Source organism: Anaerophaga thermohalophila DSM 12881 (assembly GCF_000191885.1).
Classification (GTDB): Bacteria; Bacteroidota; Bacteroidia; order Bacteroidales; family Marinilabiliaceae; genus Anaerophaga; species Anaerophaga thermohalophila.
The window spans coordinates 175815-200027 of the sequence record NZ_AEWI01000012.1 but is presented as its reverse complement, the minus strand read 5'-3'; the positions used below and the strand labels follow the sequence as shown (position 1 = coordinate 200027).

Genomic DNA, 24213 nt, shown 5'->3' with positions numbered 1-24213 from the left:
TTGCATGGGGTTAGAAAAAAAGCTTAAAAGCAAAGACGTATGTTGTGTTCATAATTCATACTACCGGCTAATGACTAATGACTAATAACTAATGACTAAATTACTTATATCTATTAATCTATTAATCTATTAATCTATTAATCTAATAATCTATTAAAGTATTCCTTGCCATGCTCGTTTCATGAAAACTGTTTAATCTTTTGTGTAATATACAATAATTCATCCTCTGTTAACTCTGTATGCATAGGCAACGAAAGTACTTCTCCGCAGATCATTTCAGCTACCGGAAGCGATATCCCGTGGCGGCAATAAGGCGCAAAAACAGGCTGCCGGTGCAATGGCAAAGGGTAGTAGATCATTGAAGGAATGCCATTCTCATTCAGGAATTTCTTCAGCTTATCTCTCAGGCCGCCGGACACTCTCACGGTAAACTGATTAAAAGTGTGGTCGGCTCCTCTCTCCTGCGCGGGAAGGCACAAAAATGGTACATCCTTCAATGCCTCAAAATAGATTGCTGCGGCCCATCGTCTTCTGTCAATGAAATCGTCAAGATGCCCCAGCTTGGCATTCAAAACAGCCGCCTGAAGAGTGTCAAGCCTCGAGTTCAAACCGACGCGTTCGTTAAAATATTTTTTTCGGGCACCATGATTAACAATCATCCTGATTTTTTCAGCAATATCATCATCGTTTGTAAAACAAGCTCCTCCATCGCCATAACAACCCAGGTTTTTAGTCGGAAAAAACGAAGTACACCCAATGTGACCAATGGTTCCCAGTTTTACCTTTTTACCATCCATCGAAAAATGGGCGCCAAGACTTTGGGCAACATCTTCAATGACAAACAGATCATTTTCCATGGCAATCCGGATAATGTCGTCCATGGCACTTCCCTGTCCAAACAAATGAACGGGAATAATCGCCTTTGTTCGTTCCGAAATGGCATCTCGTACAGCAGCAGGATCAATATTATAAGTAGCAGGATTAACATCAACCAAAACCGGTTTCAGGCCGAGCAGGGCAACCGCCTCAACCGAAGCAATGAATGAAAACGTGGAAGAAATAACCTCATCTCCCGGCTGCAGGTCAAGGGCCATCAATGCTGCCTGGAGAGCATCCGTTCCGTTACCGCAGGGGATCACATGTTTCACATCAAGATAACGTTCCAACTCGCCTGAAAAAACATGAACTTCGGGTCCGTTAATGTATTGCCCTCCGCCCACAACTTTTTCCATAGCCGGCTCAATATCCTGCTTAAGCCGCTGATACTGACCGACCAGGTCAACCATCTGTATGTTTTGGGTATTCGACATTAATATTTAGATTTCAGCTGATTATCAGAACCCGTAATTGACACCAAATGAACCCGAGAAACCTCCGTCGCGGTAGAACGGGGGAATATATTTTTCGATATCAACACCTTCAAAATTATTATAACCGATTCCAAAAAACACATAACCATCATTGATGACCTGCCACGTGCCTTTCAAGAATATTTTATCCATTTTCAGCCGGACTTCATTCATAAAAGGCAGTCCCCACCGTGGTTCCTCCTGATTAATCTCAGGATGGTCGGCTTCTTCTCCATTGATCAGAATAGATTGGTAATCCTTACCTTTCCTGGCATGAGAATAAGACAACTGCAAATTCACGCCGCGAAGAGGACGATAACCGACTTCAAGGAACCATTCGTCGCTGTTGTCTCTCAAATAATGACCCATATTGTAACCATTACTCTCCCAGGTAGTTGTTGGTATTTTATGTTGATACACCATCGGGTTGGTACGTGTATATTCCACCGTTAAAGACATACCTGATGGTACACCGGACATTCTGACACCAGCCTTAGCACTTATATAATTGGAATGCTGTTCATTATCAAACATCCTGTTTACTGATATCTCATCCACAAAGATGGTGGAATAGAGATGAAAGTGTTTCAACTGCCTGCTGCTGATGTCAAAAAACATCTGTGCATTTTGTCCTACTTCATTGGATGCACCGTTATAGGTATGATCCACCGACTTGTAAAAAAGAAAAGGTATCAGATAAGCCGGGTTTACATGTGTGTCGGCATAAACAATACTATTCCCGGCTGAAACATATAATTGCGGAAGAGGACGGATAGTCAAAAAATTGGCAGCCAAATATTTATCGGCAAAAACCTCCCGTGTTCCGTCATAATACCGGAAAGAACGAACACTGTCGACAACCTCCGAGACCAGCCAGCCGTGCACGTATCTGAGCTCAAACCATGGAACAGGGTTGACCTTCAAAGAAATAAAGGCAAACGAAGGGACATTGCCTGAAAAAATGTTGGCACCGTTGTACCCATGTCCCCAGGTAAAATGGTCTTTGTGCAGCCCTATTTGGCCCCGGTTCCACGACCAGGTGAGGCCTCCACGGGCTTCGCTGAAATCACGGGCTTCATCGTCGCTCTTATATACCGCCCCTCTTTTTTGTATTAAGAAAGCCCTCCCCCCTATTACCTTTGACTCGTGGTTGTCACGTAAACTTCCATAAAATCCAAAATGGTTTCCAACTGAGCCATATATCTCCCCGCCATTGTAGCGATAGTAACCTGCCGATCCATCCGACAAAAAGACACCGGCTCCCAAAACAGGATTGACCGTTAAACTGAACAGTGAATCGCTGTAATAAAAAAGGTCGAAACGCTTGTTGGTCAACTCTTCAGAAGACAATTCCCTGCCAAAATCGCGAAGATAGAAATCAACCTCTCTGCGCTGGCGACGGGTAAGATTTTCACTCTTTTCTGCTTCTGCCAGAAAACCGGCAATTTCCAACCGGCTAAAAGGTTTTGCAATCGTATTAACATCAATAATTCCCTCATTGTCAAGTTCATCAATAAAATCATAAATCCCGCTATTGTCAATATGCACAGGTACATGCTGTCCCTGCAATAAAAAGCCCTGCCCCGATAACACCAGAGCAAAGAAAACAAACCGGAAAACTGTACGCTTTATACAATAATTTTTGTTCATTCAATACTTCGTTGAATCATTACGAATGTCTGATAATAATTAAGTCCACCGGGACCCTTAAGCTTCATCCGACACGCTAAAAGTTATCATTTGTAAAGACCTTCAACATTCTGTTGCCTACCACCTCAAGCGTGGCATTCCTCTGATACCATTCAATAGATTTTTTCGCAATTTCTTTCATTTTTTCGGGACTTGCCAGTAATCCTGCAATGGTTTCTTCCAGGTCTTCGGGATTGCAACTCACCACAGGTAAATCGGGATAACTCTTGCGGGCCCAGTTTTCGATGCGACAAATAACCACGCAGCCACGTGAAAGGCCTTCTACCGAGAGTAATCCGAAAGTATGCGTAAACTGGTCGATAAGAATATGCGCTGTTTCAAGATTTTTCAACACCTCCTGATTAGACATTCGCCTTGATATATAATCAATTTCATATTTCCCCCTGAGCTTAGAGATTGCCGCTTCCACATATTTGGTACCTTTAAGTTCGCGGTGAGAAGGAAAATGCATGATCCGAACGGGTGAAGAATCATTAAACTTTTCAAGCGAAACAGGAGTTGCGGGTGGATCGGTCATGAGCCACATAGGATATGCCTTTCCAGGTCTTTTGAGATAGCCGGAAGTGCTGAGCCGTGAAAAAATAAAATCTGCATGTTTTTCAAACTTACGAATTCGGTCTTTCTTCTTTTCCGGGCGGTCACACAGACAAAATCTCTGCTTTTTTATATCGGTACAATACCAGCAAAAACTGTATTTCATGGTATTGAGCTCGTCGTAAGGATTCTTTTCGGCACAACCCGGAAAGAAAAAGGCAACGTTCTTACCGAAAAATTTCAATATGGCCAGATCGTGATGATTCCTGAAAAAAGTGACAGGAGAAATAAAATAGAAAAGATCGTAACGAAACAGTACGGAAAAAAGAAAGAAAAATCTGATCAGGGCATTAACAGGATGTATTACAAACCGGTTGTTGATCAGCTTGACGGCTCCTTTCCTTTTTAATGAACGAAACTGAAGAACCAGCTTATCGGTTGGATAACCGAATTCATGCTTCTCGTAGGAATAGCTCCGGGCATAAACGCCTACTTTACGCAACGAGCGGGCAATGTAATGAGCATTACCGGCAGTATTACCCGGGCCGACAAATATTCTGGGTCTTTTCTTTTGTTTGACTTTGTTCATTTACTTCTTAATTTCCAAAAATTCTGAGCCACCATTCAAAACTCAAAAGCGACCATATCAACAACCGGTTGTTTTTCTGTCCTTTCATGTGTTCTTCCATCAGGCGATGTGCTACATCAAAATCGATAAATTCGTAGATTCGTGCCTCCTTGTTGTACAACAATTTTCTGATATAATTGAGGCTTTCTCCTTTAAACCAGCTGGCATCAGGGGCTGAAAAGCCCTGTTTATGCCCGTTACAATAATCGGCAGGCACATATTTTTGCAACATTTTCCGCAACAGCAGTTTTCCATCTGTCGACAACGATTTCACCTGTTTTTTTCCGGTCAGATCGTTCTCATTGATATGCACCATATTCTGCCAGTCACGAAGTTTCAATTCCACCGGAACCTTCATGGCAAAATCCACCAGGTCGTTGTCCAGAAACGGCAAACGGGTTTCAAGGCCATGGGCCATACTCAGCTTATCCTCCACCAAAAGCAGGCCGTGGAGAAACGTTTTACTTTCAAAATAAAGAGAGTTATTAATATAGGTCTGCGGCGAACGGTCGCTAACATTGGCCTGCCCATTGGTCAGCAATGCCCGGAAAACATTTGCAGGTCGTTCAAAATCAATCATTTTTCTGACAGCCGGGGTAAAAAAGATTTCTCTCAGATCATCGGGTACCAACCGTTGCCAGTATCTGAAATAACTATCGGCGAAACCATTGTTGTATCCGTTCCGGGAATTGTGATAATAACGCCAGGGATACCCGGCAAAAAGCTCATCGCCCCCTGCACCCGACAGGCAGACTTTAACAAACCGTCCGGCCAACCGTGATATATAGTAGTTGGGATAAGACTGCCCCACCCGCAAGTCTTCGAGATGAGTGGTCAGAGCCGGCATGACACGTTCCATATCGCCGGCTTTCAGGACTACTTCATAATGCTCGGTTTTATAAAGATTCGACAAATATTCCGAGCGTCCCCGCTCATCAAAATTAATCTCCATGCCTGAAGCGGAAGAAAGATCGAAACCGGCAGTAAAAGATTTCAAATTTTTAAACTGCCTGGATGCCACACATGTGATTCCGCCACTATCCATACCCCCGCTCAAATAGGCGCCTACCTCCACGTCGGAGACAAGTTGTCTGGCTACCGCTTTTTCAAACAATCCTTGCAATTCGTCTTCAGCCTCAATGGCATCCATAGAAACCGGTCGAAAGGCAAAATCCCAGTAACAATATTCGTTTATTTCTGAAGTCCCGGGCTGCACCTCCAGAAAGTGACCGGCTGGCAAAAGTTTCACCCTTTCAAATAAAGTGAGGTCGCTTAAGATATTTTGAAAGGAAAAGTATTCAATAAGTGCATCTTTGGACACTTGAAACCGGAAACCGGGATGCTGTTGCAGGGACTTTATTTCGGAGGCAAACAGAAAAGAATCTTCTGTCTGCATATAGTAAAGCGGCTTAATGCCGTAACGATCGCGGGCAAGTATCAACTTGCTCTCATCCTTAAACCAGGCGGCAAAGGCAAACATACCGTTAAATTTTTCAATGGCTTTGGTTCCCCAAAAATGAAGCGCATTTACAACGACCTCAGTATCGGAACTGCCACGAAAAACATATCCCTTCTCCTCCAGAACTGCACGTATTTCACGGAAATTATAGACTTCGCCGTTATAGGTTACCACCACCCGCCCGTCTGCCGAAGCCATGGGTTGACGCCCTGTCACGGTCAGGTCTAAAATGGCCAGCCTCCGATGTCCGAGGGCAGCAGGCCCCAGGGAGAGAACGCCCTCTCCGTCAGGCCCTCGATGAGACAGCACCCTGGTCATCCGCCTGCAAATTTCCTCATTGGCAGTGGTTCCATTTTGCGTTAATATTCCGGTTATTCCACACATTTTCTCAATTGTTTAAAACGGGCAAAGCATCTGACATGGTCAATCATCTTTACCGGCATTGGCATCAAACTGCTCAATGGTTTCTACCATAAACCGGGTCACATCAATATGGTCCTCCAGTATTTTCATTGACTGGCGGGCAGCATTACTTTTAGTTCCGGGGCGGCCAAGAAGAGTGGCGGCACTTTTCAGTGCCATGGCCTGGTCTTTCCCGGTGGTCCCGTAATTAAGCACCAAACCGTAATTATTTTCCAGATAAAGCAGGTTCCCAAGCCTGAAATCGGACAAATAGATGGCAGGAGTTCCAAGAATAGCAGCTTCGGTAGTCATTGTCGCACCTTCTCCAACCAACACAGTGGCGAAAAACAACAGATCATGAATTTTATGCGAAGCCAGCCTTAAACGCTGAGCTTCCAGCTCGTCGGGCAAAGGCCCCTCAGAGCTGATAAATACACGACCATATCGTTCAAGAGTCCTGACCAACTCTACTTTTTTCCGGTCGGAAAAACCATGTTTTCCCCTGTCGTGAACAGCCATCCAATCAACAAACCGCACTATGGCAAATCTCTCTTCCGGCTTAATCTTCACCTCTTCAAGTATAGAAGGATCGGGCTCAAAATAATCGGGATGCAGGTAAGCCAATTCCATTAACCCGTTGAATCTGTAGTGATGGCTACCCAAATCGCCTGTAAAGCATGAGGGCGTATAAACTTTTTTACAGAACGGATCGATGAAGCGTCTGTAAATTCTGGTATTCTCCGTATCTGTAAAGGTGATGTAAGGTTTTCCGGTCATCCGGGCTGCCGGACCTGAGTAAATAGTACTGAAATCAACAAACAAGTCGGGCTTGAATTTCCGGGCACGCCTGTACTGCTCCCATGCAGTCCCCACAAGATACCATATCTTTCCCGGAAGTGATTTACCTCCTTCCCCCCTGTTTTCGTAAGGAATGTCATAATAATAGAGCAATTCCTTCACATGTTCACGATCTCTGGCAGTAACCAGAAACCGGTGACCACGTGATTCCATGATCCGGATAAAATTTCTGAAATAGTGAACATGCGCCGGATGCCCTATATCTAACATGATTCTCATATTCTAAAATATTTCCGGAAGAAAAATATCGTGAGTTTTTTATACCACTGATAAAACATTCTTCCCAGATTCCATAAAAACCAGTTATGAACATATATGTAACGTCCTGTCTCACGTACCATACCTCCATAAGACTTTTTATACTGACGGATGTAAAAATCCTGCCCGGGTTTGCCGCCGTTTCCCAGTTCAAAGAACCGGATGCCTTCGCTCTGTAACTCCTGAATAATGCCCCACAAAAATCCGTCGTAAAGCCATTGTTCGCTTTCATCGAGCAGGTTGCCTTCCATCCATACCGATGCTTTGTCATCAAAAAGCAACAACCAGATTGTCGCTATCATCTTTCCGTTAATAAACAAACCCCTTGTTCGTAAATAAGGCTTTAGTGTTCTGGACTCCCTTATCGCATACATCATTGAACGATGTGACAGGGGTCGTCCTTTCGACAAGATGGTTCCGCTCAGAATATGCCATGCATCCAGAAATTCTTTATCATCTTCCAATTTTTTTATAACATGGCTGACCTGCCCCATCTTTTCAATATTTTTTTCCTGTCGGGAGACAAGGATGCCCATAATTCCTCCGATTTCCGGTTGATATCGATGTTAACGGTCAGATAAGACTCATAGTAAAACCCGGCTTCCTCATAAACAGGCTTCAGAGAAAGTCCTAACCTGTAATTCCTGATCTCTGTATAAACAACAGACCTGGCAGTTTGCTGAAACAAAGCATCCCACAAAGCCAGTAAAATACCGCTGTCATTTTCTTTAATTAACGGTCCTCCAACAACAATCTGCCTCCGTGTAAAGAAAGACAGAGGTGGAAAAGTATTTGTCAGATGTACCGTCATCAGAACTCCTACAAGCTCATCGTTATCAAAAGCAAAAAAAGTTAAGGGTTTCTGGTGTTTTGTGTTCTGATGTATATCATACATGCATGGCATCTGGAAAATATTTCCATCCGGATGGTCATATACAAATTTCTCCCAGGCCCGGGTATTAACCCGACCAATATCTGTTGTAATCTTTAATGCCATACCATTCGTTATCTGATTCCCTGTGAAGGATTATTCATCACTTCGGCATAAACCGAAAACAATTTTTTAATAATATTTCTGTTATCCAGTTCTTTAATTCGTTCTCTCCCGTTAATCCGACCTTTGTGGTCAAGTGCTTTGTCAATTCCGGAGGCAATTTCACCTGGTTCGGGGGAACATATTGCACACCCTTCCAGGTTTTTCAGCCATTTTTTCACATCCCCGGCAGGGGTTGAAACAACCGGAGTATTACAAGCCAGTGCTTCTTTTACTACATTGGGAGAGCCTTCCCATTTTGATGTCAGAAGCACTACATCGGCCGCGTTGTAGTACAAAGGCATCATCTCTGTCGGCCGGTCAAAAACCATCTTCAGTTCACACGGGCTATGTTCAACCCGTTCCATTGCTGCAAGAGCAAGAGAAGCATTTTTGACTTCTCTCGCCGGATTAGCGGGCCAGAGAATGACAAAAGAAGCATTTAACCCCATCTCAAGCTCTTGCCGTGCTTCAGCTTTTCCCATTTCACGAAAAAGCTTCATATCTACTCCGTTGGGTATGATTTTCACTTTTCGTACACCCACTTTTTCAGCCATTTCTTCGCTCTTGACGATGGTAAGCGGCCAGAAAAATCTTGTAAATATCCTTACCCCGAGCCTCAACCACCAGGCTCCGAAAACATCGCTCCCCATAAGGGATACCACCAAAGGATGCGCACCTGACAGCCTCGCTACCATACCACTTAACCCGTAATGAGCATGCACAACATCAAAAGAATGACCGGTCATATAACGCCTTAACTTACCGGTGGCAGACAAATATGACATCAACCCTTTCCCCCCAATCCTGAAAAAATGAACCTCTGCTCCGTATTCTTTCAATACCCTGGCCTGTTCCTCAATGGCCGCGGTACATCGACCATGGCTGTTCCCACTGCATACAAACAATATTTTTCCACTAAAACTTTCCGGTATTTCCTCCATCTTTGTTTTTCAATACTCAGTCAACTTCTGCTATAAACTATAAATCAATTATTTATTATTGAACAATTATTTGTCTGTGAGTGCTGATTTTCAATATTGAGTGTAGTATAAAAAGCCTTCAAACTGCAGATTTTTACCATTTCTACCCCTGCCCCTAAAGGGGAACTGCTAAAAATCAGCAGTTTGAAAAAGTCCCCTTTAGGGGATTTAGGGGTCAAAAGGCTTTTTATACCGGGCTCAATATTATAATTCATCTTTCATCTTATATCTAAAAATCTATTGATCTATTGATTTTTGTAATACCCACTAAATTTAAGGAAACTGAATCCGAAATGCTGAGAAGACTGGTCAGTAGCAACAAGTATTTGACCAAATGAGCAATTTTGTATATTAATGCAAAGAGTCCGTTCCAAAAGTGAAATGGTTCCAATGACCTTTCACAGAATTTTACCATATTTGGAAAGAAAGAAGCAACACCTATGGATACAACAGAAAAGCATCAGGCAGAAATTCAATAAAAAAAGGGAAGTGGATCGGCCAAATGGGCCATATTTGCACCGGTATTTATCCCCATGCTGTCCCAATTGGGTTTCACTCCTGCTTTTGTTCAGCTGATGTATCGTGTGGGCGACAGCATTACCAACTGCGTTAGCCCGCTCTATGTATATTTTCCCCTTCTGATTGGATGGATTCGGCAGTATGACAAGAAAGTGGGAATCGGAACCGTGGTCTCGTTGCTTGTTCCTTATGCCATTGTATTATTTATTATGTGGGTGGCATTGCTTTTTGTATGGTACTGGCTCGATCTCCCAAAATCTAAAAAAAGGCGGATACGTAATTTTCATCATCGACAAGAAATATGAGCCTGACGAAATTGAAGCAGGAGAAATTTTTGGCATTGCCCCAAAAAGAACAATGGAAAATAAATTTAAAACAGGCTGCTGACTTTTTCAGCAGACCCTAAATATATCTGCCTTTCTTCCCCGTCAATCCATGCCATATACCCAACCAATACCATCCAAACATTTTTATTCCGCCTTTCCTGATGCTCCAAACCAATATCACAGGCAGCTTAATGAATTCAAAAAAGAGAAATCTGATCAGGCCTTTACGGAAATTATATTTTTTGAAGTAGAGTATCTTGTTTCGTCGCAGGTAATAGTATTCCCTTCTGTACCCTTCCTTGCTTTGTGCCGCCCAGTCATGCAAATGCCGGCAAACAGCTTTTCGGGTGACCATTGCCACGCATCCGCTTTTGGAAAATCTGTAAAAGAAATCGCGTTCTTCCCCATACAGAAATAACCCGGGATCAAAAAAGGACATATTCTCAAATACAGAGGTCCGAATCATAAAAGCCACTCCCGACAAGTAATCCACATCAGCAGAAACAGGCAGTTCCTTGTACGACCTTAAAATTCTGCCTTCGTCGGGACTCGATTTTTTACCAAGAGGAAAATTCATGTACAACCGGTAATTCTGAACAATTTTGGTCTTCCGATTATTTACCCCCTGCAAAATCAATGGGCCGCAGGCATCCACTCCGGGAAACCGGACCAGCTGATCATGCAAATTCCTGAGGAAATCTTTCTGGAGAAGGACATCGGTATTTAAAACTAAAGCAAAAGGAGCCCCTCTTTTAAGTGTTGTTTCCATCAGCCGGGTATGTCCACCTGCATAGCCAAGATTACAGTCTGAACGGTACAATTCCCCTTCGGGCCATAAATCCCTGAATTTTTTTGCCGCCGAATCATCGCTGCTGTTATCAACAGCTATCAAATGAAAATTGTTAAATGTCTGTTTTCTTAAAGAGCTCAACAATCCCGGCAGAAAGGGGGCATCATTATATAAAACCAGTTGTATGACGATTTCGGGAACCATAAAGTCAGGTCTTTATATTTCGGTAAAGCAAGGCAATGAGAATTCCGACATAGAGATTAATCATTAACGTTCCGGTTGTCAACTCATTAAAAAGATAATTGGGTTTAAAAACAAACGTCTTTATCGCCCATGCAAAAACGACAAAGAAAAAAGCCATATCCACTTCATTTACATGTAATACATAGCCTTTCATTATTTTATATCCCCGAACCAGGTAACGCCAAAACTGCACATAAAGCAAACTGTAAATGGCAAGTCCCACAAAACCATACATGGCCAGATGACCCGTTATTGGAAGGTCAGTTACTTCATAATCGGAGGGATCGAAGCGCAAACTGAAGTGCCCTGCAAAATCGGCTCCCGTGCCAAACCAGGGATGCTGCTCAATAAGGGCAAGATGTGCAGGCCATTGATTAAGCAGGCGTCCTTCGACGACACCACTGGTATAAGCATCACCACTCATAAGCAACCACAAATCTTCAACCTGTCGCCAAACCAGTTGTGGATATTCCGGAAACACAATATACATGATCACCAGTAATGCAAGGCCGGGCCCCAGCAACATCCCCGTCAAACCGGTCAGCGATGCTTTATATAACCTGTAATACAAAAAAAGTGATCCCACCACCAGTCCGGCAAGGTTAATGTAATTACTCTTTGTCAGCGACAGCATAACGGCAATGACAAATAACACTGTTGCCATATAGAGCAAGTACCGGTAACGGTAATTAATCTTTCGTGACAACACGAAAAATGTCAAAGGTATCAGCATATCGGTGAGACCTGCACTATACATAAAATACCGCATTATTCCCGTTCCCCGGTAGCGTTCGGCCTGCCACACCGGAATAAACTCAAAATCTGTTAAAATTGTCAGAAAGAAAAGAATAAATACTACCAAAGACGACCATACCAAGACATCGACAAGGATGGAAAGATTTCGTCGTGCCATAACAAACGCAGGTATAATCAATAAAAAACCGAATACACTCATGCGTTCCCGTACCAAAACGTAACGCACCAGGTAGCTCCAGCCTTTCCCAGGCTGCCAATAGCCGAAAACAAAAACATGGTAAAGAAGAAACAATAGCTGCACCCCCAACAAAATAAGAAACGGCCGGAAATGAAGCAGGTGTTTAACCTCAACTTTTGAAGACAACAAAGGAACAAAAGCAAGCACAAATAAAAAATCCTGATAATGAAATCCGCCCAACGCCTCTTTACCAAAATATACAGTAAGATGTCCGGACGGATCAAATAGCAGGATGATTATAATCCAGAAAGCATGATCGGGCCATCGGCGGATGACAATAATGCCAAACACCATCAGCGAAATAAGCAGAAAAATCATCAGAACCGGGTTCATCCAACACCTTTTTTAAATCTTAACCACAACTTTTTAAGAATGGATGGTGGCATCAATTTAAGCAAAAAAACCGAAGCTGCTACTACCAGAACGATGGCTGATCGCAGCCATATATCAAAAAGACCAGGCCATAACGCCACCACGACTGACAATGACAAGCCCATGATGAAAAACAAGTTGATTCTCCGGAAAGGATATGCAACGGGGAAATATCTGGCAGCCACCCAAACCTTTACCTGCCAGTAAACCACAAACGACGCAAGAGTTGCCACGCCGGCTCCCAAAAACCCCAGGAGCGGTACCAACAGAAAGTTGAGCCCGATATTAAGCAGAGCCGTTAATCCGGTGATCCAGGTATAGTGCCAGGTCTTTTCCGACAAAGAGATGCCCGGTCCCATGGTTTGGAACGATTGTGCCGCAATATATGAAAACACAAGAAACGGCACAACCCTGGATCCTTCGGAATAATCGGACGTGGTTACAAATGGCACCAGAATATCTGCAAAAACCGACAATACGGTTGCCAGCAGCACAGCACCGGCCAGATAAACCAGATACAGATCAATGGCCATCTTCCGTGATCGGGGTTTGAGTGTATCCTTCTCGGCATAGTATGCCTGAAAAAACAAAACACCAAAACTCATCTGAACTGCCATATTGACCAAAAGTACAGGTTGAGAAAAAATGGCACCGATGGAATACAGTCCCACTTCATCCAGGTCGCGATAATGTAATAAAAAGTAGCGATCGCTGCTGTTGAAAACCCAGGTTGCTATACCTACCCATATAAGAGGAAATCCGTATTTAAACAGTTGCCGGGCCCAATACATGGAAAAACGAAAACTGTACTTCCGAAAATTAAACCCGGCAAATGCCACAACCACCACCAGAAAACTACTCCCTATACGTGCCCACATAGCACCTTCTACCCCTTGTTTCAACACTATAACCAGGGTAATCCCCAAACCAATATTGGTCAGCGACTTCAGTACCGTTATCAAATTATAGCGCCATGGCTGCCTGAAATACCGGAACAAATGCGACTGTTCGCTCATCATCAGATTCACAGGCACCAAAATCAACAGCAGTAAGACAAGAAAAGAAAAGTCCTTGCTTCCAAAAAGAAGTTGAGAAAAACCATTACGAAAAAACAGTAACGGAACAATCAGCAGAAATGAGAAAATCCGTAGGAAAAAAGCTGTCGACAATACATCTCCCTTTTGATCGTCTGATGCTTTAAAAAAATAAAACCCACAGGATGAATCCAGGCCGGCCGAAAAAAAACCGCCTAACAGGGCGGCCGTTGTACCAAGCGTTTCAAGCATTCCAAACTCGCCAACGCTGAGAGCACGAGTATAAAAGGGAAGAAGAAACAGACCAATGAATTTCTTCAGCCCGTTACCAAGTCCATAAACAACTGTGTCTTTGATGAAGGCTTTGCGTTCTCCCATCCAAATAATTATTTACTTCTGGCACCACAACCAACAATGTTCCACAAAGCCCTGAAGAGATATATCACATCCGTCCGGAAGGGGGCCTGTTTATAGCGTTCAATATAGCGAATTTCAGAAGCTTGAATTTCTTCCAGTGTCGATGGCAGATCGGCATAAAACGGAGGGACAAGCCCCGGCTTTACCGAGAGACGCCGGCGGACTACATCCGGATCATAAAGGGCAAGATACTGAGGACTAAGCGGCCGGACTCCAACCAGTTTCATTTCTCCTTTCAATAAATTTATGATCATGGGCCATTCATCAATCCAGAACTTACGAAATATACCGCCAAGTATTGTTACACGTTTATCATCCCTGAATTTCCCGTTAGCACCCAGTTTGTTTTTCCTGTAAATGTGTTCCTGAACGTATTCGCTGAATGCGACCATGGTACGGAATTTATAAACGCGGATCATTTTACCCTCTCTCCCTACCCTGTTGAGGGAAAGAAGTAACCCGTAGCGTTCTTTTAACCGGCTGGCAGGAGGCCGCGAAATTTTTCGTGCCACCAGGTAGTGACGACCATCAATCACCTCATCATACTCCACCTGAAAACCGCAATAAATTAACCGCCCCACCATCTCATAAAAAGAAATGACCTTGTTTCGATCGCCGGTTAACAGCTTGTAAAACCATCGGGTGGCTCTCATTGTCGGAGCCACACGCTTAATCAGGTAATCAAAAAAATAATACAGCTTCCGGATGCCCGGGGGATATTTCCGGAATAATCTTTGTTTTCGCAGTTTGGAGGTTTCCAGGCAGCAAATGAACAATCCCTCATCACGCAATTGGTGATTCGTTTCGGCAAGGAATTCACAAAGCTTCCTCACTTCATTCAGTCGTTGAAGATTAATAATGGTCCTGAATTGCTGTCCGCCTCTGATGGTAATATTGAAGGAATTGGAAGTAGATACCACCAGCGAATCTTCGGCTTCTACATCGCAAAACCGGGCAAGAAAATGATAAACCGATTCATCAATTTTCTTCTTTATCCGAAACGTTCTCCCCCCATCTGCTATGCGTGGCGCGGGAGTGACCGTTGTTTCAGAAACAATTGATGTCTGATGATAGAAATGAAGCATGCTTTTTAATTCCTTAGAAAATCTGTTTTTATTATATATAGTCTAAGGGAACTCCCATGATAGAATTTCTATTCTTCTTTGAGCTTTGTATCATGGAAGTTTCAATATTGGTCAAAATACAACGGCTGTGCATGAACTTCAATAACAATTTGGCAGACTGACTAAAAGAGTGTATAAAAAGAATTGTTTTGTGGATGAAACGAGCATGACAAGGTTTACCTTAATAGATTTTTAGATTTTTAGATATAAGTAATTTAGTCATTAGTTTTTAGTCATTAGCCGGTAGTGTGAATTATAAACACAACATACGTCTTTGCTTTTAAGCTTTTTTTCTAACCCCATGCAACAATACAGCTTGCCCGTATAAAGAAAGAATATTTACAGTGATGAAACGAGCATGACAAGGTTTATCACAAAAGTTGATGTATAGAATCAATCATGCGAGTTCCATCAGACCAATGACTTAGACTAATTTTATACTGATGAAAAAGGAGATGACACAGTTTTTTGAACACTGCTATAAATAATGACGGAAATGAAAAATATTGTTACACTGAGTTCCATGGAGGAAGCTCAGAGCCTCACCGAGAATTTAATAAATCAACCCCGCTGAAACTTTGTGTAAACGCAAAAAGAAAATAATTTGAAACAGAAGAAACAAAATAGGCACTAAGTAAACACTGAAACCAGAGAATAAAAAACATACTCTGTGTCTCCTCTGTGCTCTCTGTGTAACCTAAAGGAAAAAAGAAGAGGAAGCCAATTGCCGTCCAAGCCACCGCTTCCTCTTCCGACTCCCCTAACTAAAAAGAAAGGAGGTGATGTGACAAAGATAAAAAATTAGCAAACACAGTAATCACCTTTTGATTACGGACAAGGATTATCCTATAATCCAAAAGCATCTTTTATCTGATCAACATAGTCGAGTTTTTCCCAGGTAAAAAATTCCACCTCACGTTCCACTTCCCTGCCATCTTCCAGGAATTTAACTTTTGCCGTATATGGGTCGCGTCCCATGTGGCCGTAAGCAGCAGTCGGTGTAAAAATAGGGTTTTTAAGTCCCAGACGCTTAATAATCTTTCCCGGACGAAGGTCGAATATCGCGCTGATCTTTTCGGCTATTTCCCCGTCGCTCATGTTAACCCTCGAGGTACCGTAAGTATTTACATACAATCCTACCGGTTCTGCCACGCCAATGGCGTAGGCAACATGCACAAGCACTTCATCGGCAACACCTGCCGCCACCATATTTTTGGCAATATGACGGGTTGCATAGGCTGCAGAGCGGTCTACCTTTGAACAATCCTTCCCCGAAAAGGCACCTCCGCCGTGAGCACACTTACCTCCATAAGTGTCCACAATAATTTTGCGTCCGGTCAGTCCTGTATCGCCGTGCGGACCGCCTATCACAAAACGACCGGTTGGATTTACATACAATTTATATCCCTTAAAAAGTCTTTGAAGCTCAGGCTTAAGTTTCGCTTTAAGTCTTGGAATCAAAATATTTTCCACATCATGCTCTATCACATCATGCATCACTTCATCGCTGGGATCGAATGGATCGTGCTGGGTAGATATAACAATAGTATTAACATGAATGGGCATGTTGTCGTCATCATACTCAATAGTGACCTGCGATTTAGAGTCGGGCCGCAAATAAGTCATCTCTTTGCCTTCGCGACGGATATCCGCCAGTTCCTGAAGAAGATAATGAGAGAGATACAACGGTAGCGGCATGAAATTTTCTGTGTCACGACAGGCATAACCAAACATCATTCCCTGGTCACCGGCGCCCTGCATATCTTCTCCATCCCTGTCAACGCCGCGATTAATATCATCACTTTGCTCGTGAAGTGCAGAAATTACGCCACACGACCCCGAATCAAACATATAATCGGCTTTCGTATAGCCAATTCGTTCAATGGTATCGCGTGCCACCTGTTGCACCGGAACATAGCCATTGGTGCGTATCTCCCCGCTTACAACTACCAGCCCGGTGGTGACCAATGTTTCACAGGCAACTTTTGAATTCGGATCCTGACGGAGCAACTCATCCAATACCGCATCCGATATCTGGTCGGCAACCTTATCGGGATGCCCCTCCGACACAGATTCTGAAGTAAACAGATATCCCATAATAACTTAAGAATTACTGCAATTTACCCATAGCATTTATTAATGCCGGGCAAATTTAGATTATACAATAAAAACAAAGGATGGAAAAAACAACTGGCAGGCTAAAAATCACATTTTAGCATTGTTTTATAGTGGTTGCAAGCAGCCAAATCCATCCACTTTTGTATTGCAAAGATACAAATTATTTAGAATTATTCAAAAAAATAATATCAGGTAATCATGGACATGAGTGAATGGGGTGGGCTTCCGGAACATCTTAACGGTGTGAGGAACCCTGCCGTTCTTTAGGCCATTCCCAATGCCTCATGCTCTCTGTCCTATGCTTCGCCCTATTGTCTAATGACTGAATTCCGACTATTCATACGTGACAAATCTCAAATATAGTACTGAGCATTCTCCCTGGTCACAACATCCAGGGGCAAATACTTAATAGGTTCAACTTCTTTCTTAAACACCAGATGATCAACCAGCATTGTTATTCCCAGGTAACCTTGTCCCTTCGGGTTTTGATTGATTAAAAAATCAATGGTTCCCGAATTCAAAAGCGAGAGATTCCTGGAAAGTAGATCATAGCCTACCAGCTTAATCCCTTTCAAACGGCGCAGGTTAAAATAATCTCCCAAAATATAGGCGCGCGAATTGGTTACAAAAAAGCCCCGGATGTCGGAATATTTTTCAAAAAGTGCATCCAGATTTTTTTGACATGCTTCTTTGTCCTCCCAGTCATTGACTTCAATTCGAACAATTTTAATCCGACCCGTGTCATTATTTTCACCAAAGTAGTCAATAAACCCCTGCTCTTTCCTTATCAGGTGAGTTAAGTTGGAAACTTCCTTATCAATATGGACAACTACCAAAGTTCCCTTTTCGCAGCCATAATGCAGGAGTTTTCCGGCCAACACACCACTCTGATAGGAGTCCTGGCCTACATAAGATACCGGTTGGTAATCGGGAATATTAGTATTGAACAGATTGAACGGAATCCCTTCTTTGCTCCACCGATTCAGGAAAGAAAGAGACTCCCGGTAAAACATGGGAGCCACCAGGATACCGTTATAGCTCATATCGGAAATTCTGTTTGCACTTTCCCTGAAAGATTGTGCATCTTCCTGATGAAAAAGATATTTATCCACAACTACGCCATATTGCCGCATCTCTTCAGCCGCCTGATCAACCCCCCTGTTGGGGGCTTCCCAGTACTCATCGTTGGAGGGATCGGGTATTAACACGGCAATCCTGTATTCCCCGGTAGAAACAAGTGCCCGAGCCATAATATTCGGCTCATAGTTGAGCTCTTTCATGCTCTTCAAAACCCTTTCTCTGGCCTTCTCAGAGACCTTACCGCGGTTATGAATTACACGGTCTACCGTCCCCGGCGATACCTCTGCCAGCGCAGCAATATCTTTAATTCTTGCTATCTTTTTCCCTTTGTTCGGCATATTATCAAAGACGGATCGTCAGATTACTAAGTTCTCACTTTATGGCCTTTCAGCGCATAATATAAAATATACCCAAACAAAGGCACTGCGAGCCAGTAAGCATTTTGAGCACCATAAAGGTCTTTTAGAAAACCATAAAGTGTCGGTATTAAAGCGCCACCAACAATGGAAACGACCATCAATGAACCGCCCTGTTTTGTAAATCTCCCAAGATCGGTCATTGCCAACGGCCATATAGCAGGCCACATCAAAGCACAGCCCAATGCAACCAAAACGACAAAGAAGATAGATATTTCGGGAGGTGTCAAGACAACCAGCAGCGATCCGGCAATAGCAACAATAGCACTTGCCACCAGCGCAGTTGACTGGCTCAGGTACTTAGGGATGAAAATTATCCCGACGATATAACCTGCCACCATCCCTACCGGAGCAATCCAGGCATACCATTCCGGATTGGCCAGGTTTAATGTTTCTGCATAATCGACCAGGGTTCCCAGGGCAACCGTTTCAACGCCAACGTAAAAAAACAATGCCAAAATGCCGAGCAACAGGTGCGGAAACTGCCATATAGAAGTCTTCTTCGCCGCGTACGGACAATCGTCTACATTCTCCTCATCCTCACCTACTGCCTTCACTTCCGGAAGCGGAGAAAACAAAGCTATGATACCCAACAATACAAAAACGCTGATAATAATTATGAACGGCAATGTGGTATCTGCAAAACGGACATCATCAACACTCTTTCCTATGATCAAAGCAAGAAAAAGCGGAGCCACCGGCCAGGCCAGCTTGTTCAGTATTCCCATAATACTCATCCGCCGGGCCGCACTATCAATAGGGCCAAGTATCGTCACATAGGGATTTACGGTTGCCTGAAGGAAAGTATTTCCCATACCACTAATAAAACTGGCAACAAGAAACAATGGCAAACTTTCCATATTCCCGGATGGAATGTACAGATAAAACCCAATGGCAAAGAGCAGAAACGAAAGTGCCATGGTTCGTTTATATCCGATTTTCGCAATCACGAAAGATGCCGGATATCCGAAAATCAAAAATGCTGAAAATGTTGCAGCAAGAACCAGATACGACTCTGTCGATGTGATACTTAACTGGCTTTTCAGCAAGGGTATTAAATAACTGTTTATTCCAAGGGCAAAACCAATGGAAAAAAACATGGTACCAAGAATAATCAGAGCAATCACAAGATTGCGCCCCTGAACGTTTGATTTGGCCTCAACACTCATAATGTTTCATTTTTTGCTTTTAATAAATACTGATTCAATCCGGCCGCCCGGCAATTGATGGTATGCGGCATAATTCAATAATGATCCCTCTGTGGATGAGGAATAAAAGGATGATTACTCCCGCTTAGAATTAGTTCTGCAAAACAGCAGACAATCACCCCGTGATAAAACGGAACGTAAATATCTCAAAATATCAAGTTACATTTTGTCTAAATCTTGTATTTCTAAAATCTAAAAATCGAACGATCTGCTAATTTTTCTTCCCATACAAAAATAGGAATTATCAACCCGGTAAAAAAGAAAATACACACAAATTTTGTGTTCGTACACATAGTTCTTAATTCAATAATTTACAAGAATCTAATAATAATCATATTTCAGGTATTATAAAATTTAACATGTGTAATCCACAATTTGTTATCCCGTCAATGTAAATTTATGAAACAAGCATGACAAAGATTGCCACAATAGATTATCAGATTTTTAGATATAAGAGTTAAGATGAAATGAAACGAGCATGACAAGGTTTGCCACAAAAGAACATGTATAATTAACCTCTAATCATCTAAGAAACCAAAAACAGGGAACAGATTCTTCGTCGTTCCTCCTCAGAATGACACCGGGCATCCTGTCATTCTGAGCGGAGCGAAGAATCTCTATCTGATTGATAATTGTCAAATCTGTGTCAATCTGTGTAATCTGTGGTGAACTCTTAACCTTAATCTCAACCTCAACCTCAACCTCAACTTTAGCTGTTTGTCATTCTGAGCGGAGCGAAGAATCTAAAATCAATTAAAGAATAATAAGTTGCATCATTCCAATTACTTAGATTAATTTTATACGGAATGAAAGATGAGTGGAAGTTAACTGTGATTAGAAATCCACTACTAAGAAAGGTATGGATTAAAAATCCGCAGCAACGGGATATAGTTTTTGCGCTTTTGCGTCCAAATATTTGCGCCTTTTGCGTGGAAAAATTTATCAGAGCCTTAAAAAATATTTAGCCTGAAAACTTTTGAAGCAGTAACATTTTTTGTAACTGAAATTTGCAGGAAGTGAAATTTGATTTATCTTTGCATCCGCGTTTGAAAAAGACACTTAAATAATAATTGACACGCTTTAGGGTCCCTTCGTCTAGTGGTTAGGACGCAAGATTTTCATTCTTGAAACAGGGGTTCGATTCCCCTAGGGACTGCAAAAAAAGAAAAAGTTGTACCATTAAGTAAGAATAGAGATGGCAAATCATCAATCGGCAAAAAAGAGAATTCGTCAAATTGAGAAGCGAAAGCTTCACAACAAGTATTACGCCAAGACAGCCCGTAATGCTATCAAGAAGTTGAGGAATACGACCGAAAAATCGGAAGCTGAGGCTTTGTATCCGCAAGTTACCTCAATGATCGACAAGTTGGCCAAAAAGAACATCATCCATAAGAACAATGCTGCCAATCTGAAATCCAGTCTGGCAAAGCACATTAACAAAATGGCTTAACAAGGAATAAGTCATTCACGGTCCCTTCGTCTAGTGGTTAGGACGCAAGATTTTCATTCTTGAAACAGGGGTTCGATTCCCCTAGGGACTGCGAAAGTCTTCTCATGTATACATGGGAAGGCTTTTTTTTGTATCTTCACAGCATTGTTTTTTCAACCAACCTGACCCGCCGTGACTGGAAAAACAGTTGCAGGGTATTCGGGTCGCCAAGACTCAAGACAATGGAAGAATATCAAAAAGTAAGTATTCGCCATTGGGCCGTTCAGGACCGTCCGCGCGAAAAGCTTCTTCAAAAGGGAATAGCCTCTCTGTCCGATGCCGAACTTCTTGCCATTCTTATCGGCTCCGGCAGTCAAAAAGAATCGGCCGTCGACCTAGCAAGAAAAATCCTGATGGATGCCCGCAACAACCTGAATGAACTGGGCAAAATTACCATCGATTCGTTGTGCCGGAAATATCATGGCATCGGACAGGCCAAGGCCATAACGATCGTTGCCGCTATGGAACTGGGAAGACGGCGGCAGATGAGTGCCCCGTTACAACGTCCGCAAATCAAACAAAGCCAGGATGTTTTTTCTTTGATGCATCCCGTTCTGGCCGATCTCCCCCATGAAGAATTCTGGGTACTGATACTCAATCAGGCCAACAAAGTTATCCAGCAATTCAATGCCAGTAAAGGCGGAATATCAGGGACAGTTATTGACGTACGACTTATAATGGAAAAAGCACTTTATCAACATGCCAGTTCATTAATTCTTTGCCACAATCACCCTTCCGGAAACCGTCAGCCCAGCAAGGCAGATATTTCAATCACACAAAAACTTTCTCATGCCGGAAAAATTCTTGACATTAGTGTACTTGATCATGTTATTATTGCCGAAAACCACTATTTTAGCTTTGCAGATGAGGGACTATTACAGATATAGCTTTTAACCCACATTACAATGGCGGAACTATCTTTTCGTCGGTCAGAATTCCGCCTTCGGATGATTGCTCTTAAAAACAATCGCAGCTCAATAATTGAGCCGGGAAAATTTTCGTATGGAAATAAAATACATCAAAAACAAGGACATAAACAGGGTACGTTACGACAACAGCCTCAAAAGATCATTTAACACCAATGTATTTGCCTACTCCTGGTTTCTCGATCTGGTATGTGACGACTGGGACCTGCTGGCAGAAGGAAATTATGAAACCGTCTGCCCGCTGCCCCTGCAAAAAAAACTGGGAATAATTACCGTAAAACAACCTGCCAGGGCGCCTTTTCTTGGGGTTTTTTCCTCAAAACATCTTCCGGCAGAAAAAGTTTCACGTTTTCTGAATGCCATTCCATACCGCAATGTAACATTAACGCTTAATCATCTCAATCGCATTCATGAAAGCCGGCAAAAAGGCATTCGAAAAGTGCCCGTTCTGGACATGATCGCCCCCTACGAGAAAATTACTGAACGCTATTCAGAACAGGCAAAAAAACTTCTGCACCAAAACGATGGCACATTTGTGATGCGTTCCATCCGAACCGATGAGTATATGTTTTTCAGACGAAAAGTAAAAAAGGGCCTGGCGGTACAAAACATGCAGCTGACACGAATAGTAAATTATGCCATACGATACAAAAGTGCAGGCATATACAGTGTTTACTCATCCCGGAATGAACTTATCGGTGCTCTTTTCCTGATTAAAACCAACAACCGTCTGTTTCTTTTCGACTGCATTGAAAACGATGAAGGCAAAAAACGGTTTGCTATATTCAGGGCTATTAATCACATTCTGGAAACCAATAGTGAAAGTAATCTCACCCTGGAAATCCCGTTTGGTTGTCAACAACTTAAATCATTGATACATTTTGACCATCATCAATGCCTCAGATACAAAAAAGGAATTCTTTGATGAAGAGAAGAAAAGGATTATCTGTTACCCCGGGCGAAGTAAATAATCTGCCTTTGAGAATAATGCCGCGGCACAGCATTGAGGCAAACCGGTGGGACGATTGTGTCAGCAAATCGAAAAATGAATCTCCGCTTGCTTGTTGCAAAATCCTGGACATCCTGACTCCTGACTGGTACGGTGTGATAATAGGTGACTACATAGGCGTAATGCCTTTACCTGTGGTCAAACAATTTGGTTTTCTAAGCGTGCAAATGCCACAGGAAGTTATTTCCCTGGGGATTTTCTCTTCCGATTCCCGGATTGTTGATTTATTTCCTGTCATCTTTGATCATCCTGCATTCTCCGGTTTCAAATTCATTAACTACAATGGAAGTCCCACCCGATCGGAAATCAGTCTGATTCAAGGATGCCGGATAAAACAGACTTTTGAACTGTATCTGAATAACGATTATGAAAAAATATACCGGAATTATTCAAGAACGCATCGTCGCAATATCAAAGCCTTCCATAATTCCGGCCTTAGCATTGATTCAACCCCCTTCGCCGGGGTCTTTACTTCATTAATCGCGGAAATTGGAAAAAACCGATCCGAACTTTATATGCCTCCTCAATACCGGAAACGCTTCGAAAACATGACAAAATATGCCCTCGAAAATGATATGGGTGAAACCTGCTCTGTCCGGAAAAACAACCAACTAATTGGCGGAGCCTTCTTCCTGAAAGGCAAAAAACGGGTGATTCCATATCACCTGGCTACCCCCGAAGGAAGAAGATTTAAAACCTCATTTGCCATCATTGATCACTTCATAAAAGAACACTCAGGACAGGACATGGTGATTGACTTTGCAGGCTCTGTTTTACCAAACGTAGCCACATTTAACCGCCGCTTTGGAGCCAGGCCGGTGCCTTATTGCACTGTTACCATTAACCGGCTGCCCCAGCCTTTGAGAATGGCAAAAAACAAAAACCTCCTGTTCAAACTGAGGTATTTGTTTCGGACATAAGTGAGCCTGCGCCT

The 24213-nt window shown here is 42.8% G+C and carries 19 protein-coding genes, 2 tRNA genes and 1 pseudogene; 7 read left to right on the top strand and 15 right to left on the bottom strand.

Features of this window, described 5'->3' with window-relative positions:
- Positions 1 to 179 precede the first annotated feature (179 nt).
- The 8 genes from ATH1_RS0104965 to ATH1_RS0104935 all read right to left on the bottom strand — a co-directional run bounded on the left by ATH1_RS0104965 (position 180) and on the right by ATH1_RS0104935 (position 9175).
- Entirely contained in the window at positions 180 to 1310 is a 1131-nt protein-coding gene (locus ATH1_RS0104965) for a DegT/DnrJ/EryC1/StrS family aminotransferase (protein WP_010418398.1), read from the bottom strand.
- Between the two features lie 24 nt (positions 1311 to 1334).
- Positions 1335 to 2999 carry a capsule assembly Wzi family protein gene (locus tag ATH1_RS0104960; protein WP_010418396.1) on the bottom strand — a complete coding sequence of 555 codons (1665 nt, stop codon included), beginning with the start codon at positions 2997 to 2999 and terminating at the stop codon, positions 1335 to 1337.
- Positions 3000 to 3075: 76 nt separating this feature from the next.
- On the bottom strand, positions 3076 to 4182 hold the full coding sequence (locus ATH1_RS0104955; RefSeq protein ID WP_010418393.1) for a glycosyltransferase: 1107 nt from the start codon (positions 4180 to 4182) through the stop codon (positions 3076 to 3078).
- A gap of 7 nt (positions 4183 to 4189) precedes the next feature.
- Positions 4190 to 6064 carry an asparagine synthase (glutamine-hydrolyzing) gene (gene asnB / locus ATH1_RS0104950; RefSeq protein ID WP_010418391.1) on the bottom strand — a complete coding sequence of 625 codons (1875 nt, stop codon included), beginning with the start codon at positions 6062 to 6064 and terminating at the stop codon, positions 4190 to 4192.
- A 39-nt stretch (positions 6065 to 6103) separates the two neighbouring features.
- The gene (locus ATH1_RS0104945) at positions 6104 to 7159 is read right to left on the bottom strand and encodes a DUF354 domain-containing protein (RefSeq protein ID WP_010418389.1); all 1056 of its coding nucleotides are present in this window, start codon (positions 7157 to 7159) and stop codon (positions 6104 to 6106) included.
- Complete coding sequence (locus ATH1_RS22135; RefSeq protein WP_010418384.1) at positions 7156 to 7692, bottom strand: hypothetical protein; 537 nt, start codon at positions 7690 to 7692, stop codon at positions 7156 to 7158. Before ATH1_RS22135 ends, ATH1_RS0104945 begins: the two co-directional genes overlap by 4 nt.
- On the bottom strand, positions 7668 to 8195 hold the full coding sequence (locus ATH1_RS22130) for a hypothetical protein (RefSeq protein WP_010418381.1): 528 nt from the start codon (positions 8193 to 8195) through the stop codon (positions 7668 to 7670). Before ATH1_RS22130 ends, ATH1_RS22135 begins: the two co-directional genes overlap by 25 nt.
- A gap of 8 nt (positions 8196 to 8203) precedes the next feature.
- Positions 8204 to 9175, bottom strand: coding sequence for a glycosyltransferase family 4 protein (locus ATH1_RS0104935; protein WP_010418378.1), 972 nt, complete (start codon positions 9173 to 9175; stop codon positions 8204 to 8206).
- Positions 9176 to 9711: 536 nt separating this feature from the next.
- On the opposite strand from ATH1_RS0104935, the pseudogene ATH1_RS0104925 reads away from it, so the two are divergent.
- Positions 9712 to 10038 (top strand): annotated as a pseudogene (locus tag ATH1_RS0104925) (AbgT family transporter); the annotation flags it as partial.
- 97 nt (positions 10039 to 10135) lie between these two features.
- Here the strand turns inward: ATH1_RS0104925 and ATH1_RS0104915 are convergent.
- The 7 genes from ATH1_RS0104915 to gluP form a co-directional block, all read right to left on the bottom strand.
- Positions 10136 to 11053: a glycosyltransferase gene (locus ATH1_RS0104915; protein ID WP_010418366.1), complete on the bottom strand. Its 918-nt coding sequence runs from the start codon at positions 11051 to 11053 to the stop codon at positions 10136 to 10138.
- A 4-nt stretch (positions 11054 to 11057) separates the two neighbouring features.
- Positions 11058 to 12419: a hypothetical protein gene (locus ATH1_RS0104910; protein WP_010418362.1), complete on the bottom strand. Its 1362-nt coding sequence runs from the start codon at positions 12417 to 12419 to the stop codon at positions 11058 to 11060.
- Positions 12416 to 13870, bottom strand: a complete 1455-nt coding sequence (locus tag ATH1_RS0104905) for an oligosaccharide flippase family protein (protein ID WP_010418360.1) — start codon at positions 13868 to 13870, stop codon at positions 12416 to 12418. Before ATH1_RS0104905 ends, ATH1_RS0104910 begins: the two co-directional genes overlap by 4 nt.
- Positions 13871 to 13878: 8 nt before the next feature.
- Positions 13879 to 14994, bottom strand: a complete 1116-nt coding sequence (locus ATH1_RS0104900; protein WP_010418357.1) for a sugar transferase — start codon at positions 14992 to 14994, stop codon at positions 13879 to 13881.
- Between the two features lie 885 nt (positions 14995 to 15879).
- The gene (metK, locus tag ATH1_RS0104895) at positions 15880 to 17130 is read right to left on the bottom strand and encodes a methionine adenosyltransferase (RefSeq protein WP_010418354.1); all 1251 of its coding nucleotides are present in this window, start codon (positions 17128 to 17130) and stop codon (positions 15880 to 15882) included.
- 374 nt (positions 17131 to 17504) lie between these two features.
- Complete coding sequence (locus tag ATH1_RS0104890) at positions 17505 to 18569, bottom strand: LacI family DNA-binding transcriptional regulator (protein ID WP_010418351.1); 1065 nt, start codon at positions 18567 to 18569, stop codon at positions 17505 to 17507.
- Positions 18570 to 18595: 26 nt separating this feature from the next.
- Entirely contained in the window at positions 18596 to 19816 is a 1221-nt protein-coding gene (gluP, locus tag ATH1_RS0104885) for a glucose/galactose MFS transporter (protein ID WP_010418348.1), read from the bottom strand.
- Between the two features lie 1123 nt (positions 19817 to 20939).
- On the opposite strand from gluP, the gene ATH1_RS0104880 reads away from it, so the two are divergent.
- The 6 genes from ATH1_RS0104880 to ATH1_RS0104855 all read left to right on the top strand — a co-directional run bounded on the left by ATH1_RS0104880 (position 20940) and on the right by ATH1_RS0104855 (position 24199).
- Positions 20940 to 21011, top strand: a tRNA-Glu gene (locus ATH1_RS0104880).
- 39 nt (positions 21012 to 21050) lie between these two features.
- The gene (gene rpsT / locus ATH1_RS0104875) at positions 21051 to 21305 is read left to right on the top strand and encodes a 30S ribosomal protein S20 (protein ID WP_010418344.1); all 255 of its coding nucleotides are present in this window, start codon (positions 21051 to 21053) and stop codon (positions 21303 to 21305) included.
- A 19-nt stretch (positions 21306 to 21324) separates the two neighbouring features.
- Positions 21325 to 21396, top strand: a tRNA-Glu gene (locus ATH1_RS0104870).
- 13 nt (positions 21397 to 21409) lie between these two features.
- The gene (gene radC, locus ATH1_RS0104865; protein WP_010418342.1) at positions 21410 to 22231 is read left to right on the top strand and encodes a RadC family protein; all 822 of its coding nucleotides are present in this window, start codon (positions 21410 to 21412) and stop codon (positions 22229 to 22231) included.
- Between the two features lie 115 nt (positions 22232 to 22346).
- The gene (locus ATH1_RS0104860) at positions 22347 to 23195 is read left to right on the top strand and encodes a hypothetical protein (protein ID WP_010418340.1); all 849 of its coding nucleotides are present in this window, start codon (positions 22347 to 22349) and stop codon (positions 23193 to 23195) included.
- Positions 23195 to 24199 (top strand): hypothetical protein, encoded by a 1005-nt coding sequence (locus ATH1_RS0104855; protein WP_010418339.1) that lies wholly within the window; start codon positions 23195 to 23197, stop codon positions 24197 to 24199. Before ATH1_RS0104860 ends, ATH1_RS0104855 begins: the two co-directional genes overlap by 1 nt.
- Positions 24200 to 24213 lie beyond the last annotated feature (14 nt).

What these genes read in the sequence shown, in the direction of transcription:
- ATH1_RS0104955 (WP_010418393.1), bottom strand. Translation starts at nt 4,182, where the DNA reads ATGAACAAAGTCAAACAAAAGAAAAGACCCAGAATATTTGTCGGCCCG.
- ATH1_RS22135 (WP_010418384.1), bottom strand. Translation starts at nt 7,692, where the DNA reads ATGGGGCAGGTCAGCCATGTTATAAAAAAATTGGAAGATGATAAAGAA.
- ATH1_RS0104855 (WP_010418339.1), top strand. Translation starts at nt 23,195, where the DNA reads ATGAAGAGAAGAAAAGGATTATCTGTTACCCCGGGCGAAGTAAATAAT.
- ATH1_RS0104890 (WP_010418351.1), bottom strand. Translation starts at nt 18,569, where the DNA reads ATGCCGAACAAAGGGAAAAAGATAGCAAGAATTAAAGATATTGCTGCG.
- ATH1_RS0104910 (WP_010418362.1), bottom strand. Translation starts at nt 12,419, where the DNA reads ATGAACCCGGTTCTGATGATTTTTCTGCTTATTTCGCTGATGGTGTTT.
- ATH1_RS0104905 (WP_010418360.1), bottom strand. Translation starts at nt 13,870, where the DNA reads ATGGGAGAACGCAAAGCCTTCATCAAAGACACAGTTGTTTATGGACTT.
- asnB (WP_010418391.1), bottom strand. Translation starts at nt 6,064, where the DNA reads ATGTGTGGAATAACCGGAATATTAACGCAAAATGGAACCACTGCCAAT.
- rpsT (WP_010418344.1), top strand. Translation starts at nt 21,051, where the DNA reads ATGGCAAATCATCAATCGGCAAAAAAGAGAATTCGTCAAATTGAGAAG.
- ATH1_RS0104900 (WP_010418357.1), bottom strand. Translation starts at nt 14,994, where the DNA reads ATGCTTCATTTCTATCATCAGACATCAATTGTTTCTGAAACAACGGTC.
- metK (WP_010418354.1), bottom strand. Translation starts at nt 17,130, where the DNA reads ATGGGATATCTGTTTACTTCAGAATCTGTGTCGGAGGGGCATCCCGAT.
- ATH1_RS0104945 (WP_010418389.1), bottom strand. Translation starts at nt 7,159, where the DNA reads ATGAGAATCATGTTAGATATAGGGCATCCGGCGCATGTTCACTATTTC.
- ATH1_RS0104860 (WP_010418340.1), top strand. Translation starts at nt 22,347, where the DNA reads ATGGAAATAAAATACATCAAAAACAAGGACATAAACAGGGTACGTTAC.
- radC (WP_010418342.1), top strand. Translation starts at nt 21,410, where the DNA reads ATGTATACATGGGAAGGCTTTTTTTTGTATCTTCACAGCATTGTTTTT.
- gluP (WP_010418348.1), bottom strand. Translation starts at nt 19,816, where the DNA reads ATGAGTGTTGAGGCCAAATCAAACGTTCAGGGGCGCAATCTTGTGATT.
- ATH1_RS22130 (WP_010418381.1), bottom strand. Translation starts at nt 8,195, where the DNA reads ATGGCATTAAAGATTACAACAGATATTGGTCGGGTTAATACCCGGGCC.
- ATH1_RS0104965 (WP_010418398.1), bottom strand. Translation starts at nt 1,310, where the DNA reads ATGTCGAATACCCAAAACATACAGATGGTTGACCTGGTCGGTCAGTAT.
- ATH1_RS0104935 (WP_010418378.1), bottom strand. Translation starts at nt 9,175, where the DNA reads ATGGAGGAAATACCGGAAAGTTTTAGTGGAAAAATATTGTTTGTATGC.
- ATH1_RS0104915 (WP_010418366.1), bottom strand. Translation starts at nt 11,053, where the DNA reads ATGGTTCCCGAAATCGTCATACAACTGGTTTTATATAATGATGCCCCC.
- ATH1_RS0104960 (WP_010418396.1), bottom strand. Translation starts at nt 2,999, where the DNA reads ATGAACAAAAATTATTGTATAAAGCGTACAGTTTTCCGGTTTGTTTTC.